This is a genomic window from Staphylococcus sp. EG-SA-17 (assembly GCF_017151845.1).
GTDB classification, from domain to species: domain Bacteria; phylum Bacillota; class Bacilli; order Staphylococcales; family Staphylococcaceae; genus Staphylococcus; species Staphylococcus aureus.
The window spans coordinates 1-11555 of record NZ_JACVZO010000030.1 but is presented as its reverse complement, the minus strand read 5'-3'; the positions used below and the strand labels follow the sequence as shown (position 1 = coordinate 11555).

At 32.7% G+C, this 11555-nt stretch carries 11 protein-coding genes; 8 read left to right on the top strand and 3 right to left on the bottom strand.

Annotated features, from left to right (window positions below; all coding sequences use genetic code 11):
- The 5 genes from IDG65_RS11735 to ccpA form a co-directional block, all read left to right on the top strand.
- Positions 1-693: hypothetical protein (locus IDG65_RS11735; RefSeq protein ID WP_206174111.1), on the top strand; the 693-nt coding region annotated here is incomplete at its 5' end.
- Between the two features lie 155 nt (positions 694-848).
- Complete coding sequence (locus IDG65_RS11730; RefSeq protein ID WP_031789490.1) at positions 849-932, top strand: hypothetical protein; 84 nt, start codon at positions 849-851, stop codon at positions 930-932.
- Positions 933-1386: 454 nt separating this feature from the next.
- On the top strand, positions 1387-2478 hold the full coding sequence (locus IDG65_RS11725) for a bifunctional 3-deoxy-7-phosphoheptulonate synthase/chorismate mutase (protein WP_000066379.1): 1092 nt from the start codon (positions 1387-1389) through the stop codon (positions 2476-2478).
- A gap of 352 nt (positions 2479-2830) precedes the next feature.
- Positions 2831-2944: a hypothetical protein gene (locus tag IDG65_RS11720; RefSeq protein WP_001788994.1), complete on the top strand. Its 114-nt coding sequence runs from the start codon at positions 2831-2833 to the stop codon at positions 2942-2944.
- A 72-nt stretch (positions 2945-3016) separates the two neighbouring features.
- Complete coding sequence (ccpA, locus tag IDG65_RS11715; protein ID WP_000219066.1) at positions 3017-4006, top strand: catabolite control protein A; 990 nt, start codon at positions 3017-3019, stop codon at positions 4004-4006.
- 97 nt (positions 4007-4103) lie between these two features.
- Here ccpA and IDG65_RS11710 read toward each other — a convergent pair whose 3' ends face one another.
- Together IDG65_RS11710 and IDG65_RS11705 are read right to left on the bottom strand one after the other, a co-directional pair.
- On the bottom strand, positions 4104-5273 hold the full coding sequence (locus IDG65_RS11710) for an acetoin utilization protein AcuC (RefSeq protein ID WP_001184003.1): 1170 nt from the start codon (positions 5271-5273) through the stop codon (positions 4104-4106).
- Between the two features lie 24 nt (positions 5274-5297).
- Positions 5298-5930, bottom strand: coding sequence for a GNAT family N-acetyltransferase (locus IDG65_RS11705; RefSeq protein ID WP_001016007.1), 633 nt, complete (start codon positions 5928-5930; stop codon positions 5298-5300).
- 168 nt (positions 5931-6098) lie between these two features.
- Between IDG65_RS11705 and acsA the strand changes: the two genes are divergently transcribed.
- Together acsA and IDG65_RS11695 are read left to right on the top strand one after the other, a co-directional pair.
- Positions 6099-7805 (top strand): acetate--CoA ligase, encoded by a 1707-nt coding sequence (gene acsA / locus IDG65_RS11700; protein WP_000862105.1) that lies wholly within the window; start codon positions 6099-6101, stop codon positions 7803-7805.
- 439 nt (positions 7806-8244) lie between these two features.
- The gene (locus tag IDG65_RS11695; RefSeq protein ID WP_000149414.1) at positions 8245-9912 is read left to right on the top strand and encodes a formate--tetrahydrofolate ligase; all 1668 of its coding nucleotides are present in this window, start codon (positions 8245-8247) and stop codon (positions 9910-9912) included.
- 244 nt (positions 9913-10156) lie between these two features.
- Here the strand turns inward: IDG65_RS11695 and IDG65_RS11690 are convergent, their stop codons facing one another.
- Positions 10157-10246, bottom strand: coding sequence for a hypothetical protein (locus IDG65_RS11690; RefSeq protein WP_000927785.1), 90 nt, complete (start codon positions 10244-10246; stop codon positions 10157-10159).
- Between IDG65_RS11690 and IDG65_RS11685 the strand changes: the two genes are divergently transcribed.
- Positions 10245-11555: NEAT domain-containing protein (locus IDG65_RS11685; RefSeq protein ID WP_206174109.1), on the top strand; the 1311-nt coding region annotated here is incomplete at its 3' end. The two genes, IDG65_RS11690 and IDG65_RS11685, sit on opposite strands and share 2 nt — an antisense overlap.

The window sequence follows — 11555 nt, the reverse complement described above, 5'->3', positions numbered from 1 at the left end:
AGTGATACATCACAAGAGGCACAAGAAATTCAAGAAGCTAAAAAAGAAGCACAAGCAGAAACAGATAAAAGTGAAGCTGTATCAAATGAAGAATCAAAAGCAGTGGCATTAAAGGTATCGAAAGAAGAGTCACAAGCTGAAAGATTAGCAAACGCTGCAAAACAGAAGCAAGCTAAATTAACACCAGGTTCAAAAGAGAGTCAATTAACTGAAGCGTTATTTGCAGAAAAACCAGTTGCTAAAAATGACTTGAAAGAAATTCCTCAATTAATTACTAAAAAGAATGATGTATCAGAAACAGTTAATACAGATAATAAAGACACTGTAAAACAAAAAGAAGCTAAATTTGAAAATGGTGTTATTACACGTAAAGCTGATGAAAAAACAACTAATAATACAGATGTTGACAAGAAATCAGGTAAACAATCTAAAAAAACAACACCTTCAAATAAACGAAATGCATCAAAAGCATCTACAAATAAAACTTCAGGTCAGAAAAAGCAACATAATAAGAAATCATCACAAGGTGCTAAGAAACAAAGTAGTTCAAGTAAGTCAACTCAAAAGAATAATCAAACTAGTAATAAGAATTCAAAAGCAACAAATGCTAAATCATCAAATGCATCAAAAAAATCAAATGCAAAAGTTGAAAAAGCTAAAAGTAAAATAGAGAAGCGTACATTTAATGACTAAGCATACTAAAATCGTTTAATAATCATTCATAGCAGTAAGCTATGTATTATATTTATAAAAATTGAATTTCAAAATAAAAGGTAGGCATTCAGGTGCTTACCTTTTTTGATATCATCAGTTTATTTTGAAAGGCAACGCGATCATTCCATGTATTTATTTTGTTTGTAACATCGTTAGATTACAATAGTGATATTGCACATTTTAAGCTGAAGATGGAAAAATATTCGATAATCAAATAAACAATGAATCTTAGTAATTACAATGACGTTCACTAATTCAAATATAGCTGAATATGTTGGTGAGTGATGTTCACTATAGATTTATATTAATATACAAAGGTTGTTAAATTTTATTAAGCGTTAGGTTGAATGTATGAGAATTTTAGATTTATAATAGAAGATAGAAACCAAAATTTTTCTTAAAAGCAGTAATGTTGACTCAAAATAAGCTATAATCATGACACTTATTTAATTGATTAACATGTGCTAATAAATATCAATATAGAATATAACTTTCAAACAATGACTGAGAAAATCGAAATGTCAGTCAAGCATCATATAGTTAGAAAATTAATTATTTTCTGTCAATTTAGGGTTGAACTATACATATGATATTGTTAGAATATTTTTTAACATTATATTTTATTGCTTTAAAGTGGAATATACTTGAAATAATTCGTAGAGGTGAGTAAGGATGAGTAATAAATTAGAATCATACAGAAGTGAGATTGTCTCACTGAATCATCAAATTTTAGACTTATTATCTAAACGTGGTGAACTAGCACAAAAAATTGGGGAAGAAAAATTAAAACAAGGTACACGTATCTATGATCCACAACGTGAAAAAGAAATGCTTAACGACTTAATCGATAGTAACAAAGGACCATTCAACGATAATACTATTAAGCAATTATTTAAAGAAATTTTCAAAGCCTCTACAGATTTACAAAAATCTGAAAATGAAAAACATTTATATGTATCACGTAAGTTGAAACCTGAAGATACGATTGTAACATTTGATAATGGGGGCATTATTGGAGACGGCAATAAATCATTTGTATTTGGGCCATGTTCAGTTGAATCATTTGAACAAGTTGAAGCTGTTGCTAAAAACTTACATGCTAAAGGTGAAAAATTTATTCGTGGCGGTGCATTTAAACCACGTACATCACCATATGATTTCCAAGGTTTAGGTGTTGAAGGTCTTAAAATACTTAAACAAATTAAAGATAAATATGATTTAAATGTTGTCAGTGAAATCGTAAATCCAAATGATTTTGAAGTGGCTGATGAGTATTTAGACGTATTCCAAATTGGTGCACGTAATATGCAAAACTTCGAGTTATTAAAAGAAGCTGGCCGTACGAAAAAGCCTATTCTATTAAAACGTGGTTTATCTGCTACAATCGAAGAGTTTGTTTATGCAGCTGAATACATTGCTTCACAAGGTAATCAAAACATTATTTTATGTGAACGTGGAATCCGAACTTATGAAAAGGCTACACGTAACACTTTAGATATTTCAGCAGTACCAATTTTAAAACAAGGTACGCACTTACCAGTCATGGTAGATGTTACGCATAGTACAGGTCGTAAAGATATCATGTTACCAACTGCGAAAGCAGCATTAGCAGTAGGTGCTGATGGCGTTATGGCTGAGGTGCATCCAGATCCATCTGTTGCACTTAGTGATGCGGGTCAACAAATGGATTTAGATGAATTCCAAGCATTTTATGATGAATTAAAGCCTTTGTCTGATTTATATAACGCTAAAAAGTTAAAATAATATTCCAAGGAAACTATAGACTACTTAACTAATATGTCATGTTGAAGTAGAATATTATCTTTGAATCGACAATTTTAAACTTGTAGCCATTCTAAGAGTATATTACTTTTAGAGTGGCTATTATTTTTTGTATAGAAATAAAGGTGTACTGCACTTAACGATTGTTATAATACTTCAACACTTGTTCAATTTCACAATTATTAAAGATTATGACTGATTGCAGTAATTAAAATTATAACTATGAATTATCTGTAAATATAATAGATTCACACATTTGTTACTGAAATGTGAACATTTTTCAACAAATGCAATTGGTATTTGAAAAGGCTTTCTCAAAATATTACAATTAAAAATGAAAAAAGTTTATATAAAATTAAAATATATCGTTCGTTATCATTTAGCGTTTGTTTTTATTTCAAGCTTTTCGCTAAATTTTTCCAAACAAAAATATGTTACTGTAAATTAAAATATGGTAAACTATGAAAATGAAATGAAAACATGTTATTATAATGAATAAAACGTTTACAAGGAGGAAATTATGACAGTTACTATATATGATGTAGCAAGAGAAGCGCGTGTCTCTATGGCCACAGTGTCGCGTGTTGTTAATGGGAACCAAAATGTTAAAGCAGAAACTAAAAATAAAGTTAACGAAGTCATTAAGCGTTTGAATTATCGTCCAAATGCTGTTGCTAGAGGTTTAGCTAGTAAAAAGACAACAACAGTAGGTGTGATCATTCCAGATATATCTAATATCTATTATTCACAACTTGCTCGTGGACTTGAAGATATTGCAACAATGTATAAATATCACTCAATTATTTCAAATTCAGATAACGATCCTGAAAAGGAAAAAGAAATTTTTAATAACTTATTAAGTAAACAAGTTGATGGTATTATTTTCCTTGGTGGTACAATTACTGAAGAAATGAAAGAATTGATAAATCAATCATCTGTACCTGTAGTAGTATCAGGAACAAATGGTAAGGATGCACATATAGCATCAGTTAATATTGATTTTACTGAAGCTGCGAAAGAAATTACGGGAGAATTAATTGAAAAAGGCGCTAAATCATTTGCTTTAGTAGGTGGAGAACATTCTAAAAAAGCTCAAGAAGATGTTTTAGAAGGTTTAACTGAAGTGTTAAATAAAAATGGTCTTCAATTAGGTGATACATTGAATTGTTCTGGTGCTGAAAGTTATAAAGAAGGCGTAAAAGCTTTTGCCAAAATGAAAGGTAATCTTCCAGATGCTATATTATGTATTAGTGACGAAGAAGCTATTGGTATTATGCATAGTGCAATGGATGCTGGTATTAAAGTTCCAGAGGAATTACAAATTATTAGTTTCAATAATACACGTTTAGTTGAGATGGTTAGACCACAACTTTCTAGTGTTATTCAACCATTATATGATATCGGTGCAGTAGGGATGCGCTTATTAACAAAATATATGAATGATGAAAAGATAGAAGAACCAAATGTAGTTTTACCTCACAGAATTGAATACCGAGGAACTACAAAATAAATTCACAAAATTAGGCATTCATCTAACGACCCGAATTATATGGGTGTTGGAAGAATGCCTTTTATTTATCTTTTAAAATCGTTGCAGATTAGGTTACTTATTGACGAGTAGATTCGTACCAACTCGCTATATGTAAAGCTAATTTTTTATTTTTTTCACTAATTTCTTTTGTGCGAGGGACATAGGTATAATCATTTAAACGATCTTCCCATCTTTTAGGTAATAATTCAGATGAATAATGTTTCCATTTATTAATCCATTCTAACGGTAAATAACCACTTTGAATTGGTTGATCAATTAAACTTAAGAATACATGACTCCATGCACGTGGTACGACTCTCCAAATATTGTAGCCTCCGCCACCAAACATAATTACCTTTCCATTCGTATAAGAATCAGCTAAATATTTTACAAAATATGGAATTTCATATAATGAATGTAACGTACAATTTAGATGAGTTAGTGGATCACGATAATGTATATCGACACCATTTACGCTTAGAATAATATCAGGTTTAAAACTCTTTATGACAGGCTCAACTGTTAATTTAAAACACTCCAAAAATGATGCATCTTCTGTATACGGTTCAAGTGGGACATTTACAGTGTGTCCATAGCCGATATCTTCACCGCGCTCAGTATAGTGACCAGAGCCTGGGAAAAGAAATTTTCCAGTTTCATGGATAGAATAAGTAGTAACATGGTTATCGGCATAGAAACTCCATTGTGTACCATCTCCATGATGTGCATCGGTATCTATGATTAAAACGCGTTGATTGTATTCTTTAGCTAAGTATTGTGCGGTAATTGCAATATCATTGTATATACAAAAACCACTTGCTCGACCAGGTTGAGCGTGATGCAATCCACCACCTAAGTGACAACCATTTAATACTTTGCCTGACATAATAAGATCTGCTAAAGTTAAAGCGCCTCCAACAATTGTGGCGCTATGGCGGTGCATATGCTTAAATTGACCATTCTCTTCATCATTTAATCCATATTTCTTAGCCTCATCTTCACTGATAATGCCATGTGAAGCATGCTTAATAGCTTCGACGTAATCATATTTATGAATTAACATTAATTCGTCATCTGTTGCAATTCTAGGTTGTACTATTTGTTCAGGAGACAATAAATTTGCATTCAAAAGTAGCTCTGTTGTTAATTTTAAACGCATTTGATTGAAGGGATGTTGGTCATGAAATCGATATTGTAATAACTTATCTGAATAAACATATGCAGTTTTTGATGAATGTTGTTGCATATAATCCCTCCGATATTCCAAAAATTAAAAGAAAAACCGATTCATATAACGAATATCATCAAACGCTTGTTGCTGTTCTAATGTAATGTTTTTGCCAATTCTTGCCATTAAACAATTAGCTGGATGACTTGTTATTTCTGGATCATCTGTAGCGAATATTTCAAGTCCACCAGTTGCCATTAACCGCTGCATTAATTTTTTATAGTCAAATACATCTAACTTTGAATTTTTTAAATCCCAATGCCAGTAATATTCTGTAGTTATAACGATATAATCCTCGAATTCTGGTGTAGAAAGGCTAAGTTGTATCAGCTTTTCTGCAAGTTGTAATTGCCTAAAATTGATGCTGACTTCAATTGCCCCCAATTCGATTAAATATGGAAGGTTACCTGTAGACCAGCGCTCAATTTCATCAGGATAGTGGAAAGTGACATAACCCACAATGAGTTGATCTTGGCGAGCAACATAAATTCTACCTTCTGGTAATGTTGTAATTTCTAACAAAGCTTCATACTGATCTTCAGCATCTCTAAATGCGGTTAAATGCGCATCGAAAGTAAGCGCTTTCAAATCTTCGTATGTTAAAGGTCCTTCAATAACAAATTGCTTGTCATGAATGTAATAATCTTCGGATTGATACGTCTTTAAATGATTCATATTTTCAACTCCTCAATCGACGTCGTGATTGTATTAAATTCATTATATAGAAAATTTACAATAATTAATACTAGAAAAAGGATAAAAGTAAAAATTTTGAATAATTAGAAATGTTATGTATAATATTGAGAAAGAAAGCGTTTTCACATAACAAAGGGGGAGTTTCAAATGAAAGTCGAAGTTTATAAAGGAGCGCAAGGCAAACATAACCTTAAAGATTATGAAGAAACATATAATACTTTTAATTGGAAAGACGTAGAACAAGCATTTTCTTGGAGTGAAACTGGAAAAATGAACATGGCATATGAATGTATAGATCGCCATGTAGATCAAGGAATAGGGGATAAAATAGCATTAAATTACAAAGATGAGCACAGAAAAGAATCGTATACTTATAAGGATATGCAACGGTTATCTAATAAAGCAGCGAATGTTTTGTCTGAACATGCAGAAGTTGACAAAGGTGACAGAGTATTTATATTTATGTCGCGTACACCTGAACTATATTTTGCGTTGTTAGGTGTTTTAAAAATTGGTGCAATTGTTGGTCCGTTATTTGAAGCATTTATGGAAAAGGCAGTTGTGGATAGATTAGAGAACAGTGAAGCTAAAGTGTTAATTACTAATAAGGCATTGTTACCTCGAGTACCTGTAGATAAATTACCGAACTTGAAAAAAATTGTTGTCGTAGATGAGGATGTAGAAGACAATTACATAGACTTCATTAGTTTGATGGAAACTGCTAGCGATGAATTTGACATTGAATGGTTAAAGTCGGATGATGGTTTGATTTTACATTATACATCAGGTTCTACTGGGCAACCTAAAGGTGTATTGCATGTTCAACAAGCGATGTTAGTGCACTATATTTCTGGAAAATATGTATTAGATTTACAAGAAGATGATGTTTATTGGTGTACAGCAGATCCAGGTTGGGTTACAGGAACATCTTATGGTATTTTTGCACCATGGTTAAATGGCGCTACAAATTGTATAGCTGGTGGTCGCTTTTCACCAGAACAGTGGTATAGTATGATTGAAGATTTTAAAGTGACGATTTGGTATACGGCACCAACAGCTTTAAGAATGTTAATGAGTGCTGGTGACGATATTGTTGAGAAATATGACTTGTCATCGTTACGTTCGATTCTGTCAGTAGGTGAGCCTTTAAATCCTGAAGTTATAAAATGGGCGAAAAAAGTATACGGTTTAACGGTGTTAGATACTTGGTGGATGACAGAAACAGGTGGACATATGATTGTTAACTATCCAACGATGGACGTTAAGCTTGGCTCAATGGGCAAACCATTACCTGGTATTCAAGCTGCAATTATCGATGATGCAGGTAATGAATTACCACCAAATCGAATGGGCAATCTTGCTATAAAAAAAGGCTGGCCATCAATGATGTATCGTATCTGGAAGAATCCAGAAAAATATAAGTCGTATTTTATTGGAGACTGGTATGTATCTGGTGACTCGGCATATAAAGATGAAGATGGTTATTTCTGGTTCCAAGGACGTGTTGATGATGTAATTATGACAGCTGGCGAACGAGTTGGACCATTTGAGGTTGAGTCTAAATTGGTTGAACACGAAGCAGTTGCCGAAGCAGGAATTATTGGTAAACCTGATCCGGTTCGCGGTGAAATAATTAAGGCGTTTGTTGCACTGAGGAAAGGATATGAACCAACAGACGAATTAAAAGAAGAAATTCGTTTATTTGTTAAAGAAGGTTTGTCGGCGCATGCAGCACCACGTGAAATCGAATTTAAAGATAAATTACCTAAAACACGTTCAGGTAAAATTATGAGACGTGTATTAAAAGCTTGGGAATTAAATTTAGATGCAGGGGATTTAAGTACAATGGAATAATGACATGAATGTTATAGAAGATTTCTTTCTAAGAATAAAGGGTGACAACATATTTCATGTCAATGTTTAAATATTAGTTTACTTTATGATAAGCAATATAAAGAGCTATTAACTTGTGTCATATCATTTCGTAGAATGCATTTGAAAATGATGACATAACAATAATGGCATATCTTTATATTGCTTCTTATTTTTAATATGATCTTTGGAAGATGACTATTTTAAATAATAGAAAAATATAGTTATCAATAGTATCAAGCGCTAAAAGTTGTATAATACAAAACTTTAATAAGTGAATTTATTGCAAAAATGAAAGCGCTAACCCGATTTAGTCGACAAGTTTTTAACAGTTCGTTATTATATGAATGTAAGTAAAAATTTCTTAGCTACAACTTACATATTATAAATGCATAAATTAAACAAAAAGGGGCGAAAAAAGTTGACTCATTTATCAGATTTAGATATTGCGAATCAATCAACACTACAACCAATTAAGGATATTGCTGCATCAGTAGGTATTTCAGAGGATGCATTAGAACCTTATGGTCATTACAAAGCTAAAATCGACATTAATAAAATTACGCCAAGAGAAAACAAAGGGAGAGTTGTTTTAGTAACTGCGATGAGCCCAACACCAGCTGGTGAAGGTAAATCAACGGTTACAGTTGGTTTAGCTGATGCATTCCATGAGTTAAATAAAAACGTTATGGTTGCATTAAGAGAGCCTGCTTTAGGACCAACATTTGGTATCAAAGGTGGTGCGACTGGTGGTGGTTATGCGCAAGTCTTACCTATGGAAGATATCAACTTACATTTCAACGGAGATTTCCATGCGATTACAACTGCAAATAATGCATTGTCTGCGTTTATCGATAATCATATTCACCAAGGTAATGAATTAGGAATCGATCAAAGACGTATTGAATGGAAACGTGTATTAGATATGAATGATCGTGCACTTAGACATGTAAACGTTGGGTTAGGTGGACCTACAAATGGTGTACCACGTGAAGATGGCTTTAATATTACAGTAGCGTCTGAAATTATGGCGATTTTATGTTTAAGTAGAAGTATTAAAGACTTAAAAGATAAAATTAGTCGTATTACTATTGGTTACACTAGAAATCGCAAGCCAGTTACAGTTGCAGATTTAAAAGTGCAAGGTGCACTTGCAATGATTTTAAAAGATGCAATTAAACCAAACTTAGTACAATCAATTGAAGGGACACCAGCATTAGTTCATGGTGGACCATTTGCGAATATCGCACACGGTTGTAACTCAATTTTAGCAACTGAAACAGCACGTGATTTAGCTGATATCGTTGTAACGGAAGCTGGATTTGGTTCAGACTTAGGCGCTGAAAAATTCATGGATATTAAAGCGCGTGAAGCAGGATTTGATCCGGCAGCTGTCGTTGTTGTTGCGACAATTCGTGCATTAAAAATGCATGGTGGTGTAGCGAAAGATAATTTAAAAGAAGAAAATGTAGAAGCAGTAAAAGCAGGAATTGTTAATTTAGAGCGTCATGTTAATAATATTAAAAAATTCGGTGTAGAACCGGTTGTTGCAATTAATGCATTTATACATGATACCGATGCAGAAGTAGAATATGTAAAATCTTGGGCTAAAGAAAATAACGTACGAATTGCCTTAACTGAAGTTTGGGAAAAAGGTGGTAAAGGTGGCGTTGACTTAGCAAATGAAGTATTAGAAGTCATTGATCAACCTAATTCATTTAAACCTTTATATGAATTAGAATTACCATTAGAGCAAAAGATTGAAAAGATTGTGACTGAAATCTATGGCGGTTCAAAAGTAACGTTTAGCAGTAAAGCGCATAAACAATTAAAACAATTTAAAGAAAATGGTTGGGATAATTACCCAGTATGTATGGCGAAAACACAATATTCATTCTCAGATGATCAAACGTTGTTAGGTGCACCATCAGGATTTGAAATTACAATTCGTGAATTAGAAGCGAAAACAGGTGCAGGATTTATCGTAGCGTTGACAGGTGCAATCATGACTATGCCTGGTTTACCTAAAAAACCAGCAGCATTAAACATGGATGTTACTGATGATGGTCATGCAATTGGGTTATTCTAATAAATCATGTCAATTGTTTAATAAAGATAAGTAAATAGTTTAATAGACCGGACTGTTGGAGATGCATTATTTCAGCAGTTCGGTTTTTTGCTGTGCTAAAAATAGATTCCATTTGGCGAATCTAACGACAATGTTTGAAGGTGGTTAATTAATGTATATGAAGATAAAAAGTGGGCTTGAAGAATAGGAAAGCGATGCAATGAATATTCATATTAAAAAATTTTAATAAAATAGGTTGCAATATTTAATTGGGATGCGCTACAATTAACACTAATAATTGATATTGATAATTATTATCAATTAAATATAATCTTATAGGAGTTGTTAACAACATGAACAAACATCACCCAAAATTAAGGTCTTTCTATTCTATTAGAAAATCAACTCTAGGCGTTGCATCGGTCATTGTCAGTACACTATTTTTAATTACTTCTCAACATCAAGCGCAAGCAGCAGAAAATACAAATACTTCAGATAAAATCTCGGAAAATCAAAATAATAATGCAACTACAACTCAGCCACCAAAGGATACAAATCAAACACAACCTGCTACGCAACCAGCAAACACTGCGAAAAACTATCCTGCAGCGGATGAATCACTTAAAGATGCAATTAAAGATCCTGCATTAGAAAATAAAGAACATGATATAGGTCCAAGAGAACAAGTCAATTTCCAGTTATTAGATAAAAACAATGAAACGCAGTACTATCACTTTTTCAGCATCAAAGATCCAGCAGATGTGTATTACACTAAAAAGAAAGCAGAAGTTGAATTAGACATCAATACTGCTTCAACATGGAAAAAGTTTGAAGTCTATGAAAACAATCAAAAATTGCCAGTGAGACTTGTATCATATAGTCCTGTACCAGAAGACCATGCCTATATTCGATTCCCAGTTTCAGATGGCACACAAGAATTGAAAATTGTTTCTTCGACTCAAATTGATGATGGAGAAGAAACAAATTATGATTATACTAAATTAGTATTTGCTAAACCTATTTATAACGATCCTTCACTTGTAAAATCAGATAAAAATGATGCAGTAGTAACGAATGATCAATCAAGTTCAGACGCAAGTAATCAAACAAACACGAATACATCTAATCAAAATACATCAACGACGAACAATACTAGTGATCAACCGTACGCAACGACCAATATGAGTCAACCTGCACAACCAGTATCGTCAGCCAATGCAGATCAAGCATCAAGTCAACCAGCTCATGAAACAAATTCTAATGGTAATACTAACGATAAAACGAATGAGTCAAGTAATCAGTCGGATGTTAATCAACAGTATCCACCAGCAGATGAATCACTACAAGATGCAATTAAAAACCCGGCTATCATCGATAAAGAACATACAGCTGATAATTGGCGACCAATTGATTTTCAAATGAAAAATGATAAAGGTGAAAGACAGTTCTATCATTATGCTAGTACTGTTGAACCAGCAACTGTCATTTTTACAAAAACAGGACCAATAATTGAATTAGGTTTAAAGACAGCTTCAACATGGAAGAAATTTGAAGTTTATGAAGGTGACAAAAAGTTACCAGTCGAATTAGTATCATATGATTCTGATAAAGATTATGCATATATTCGTTTCCCAGTATCTAATGGTACGAGAGAAGTTAAAATT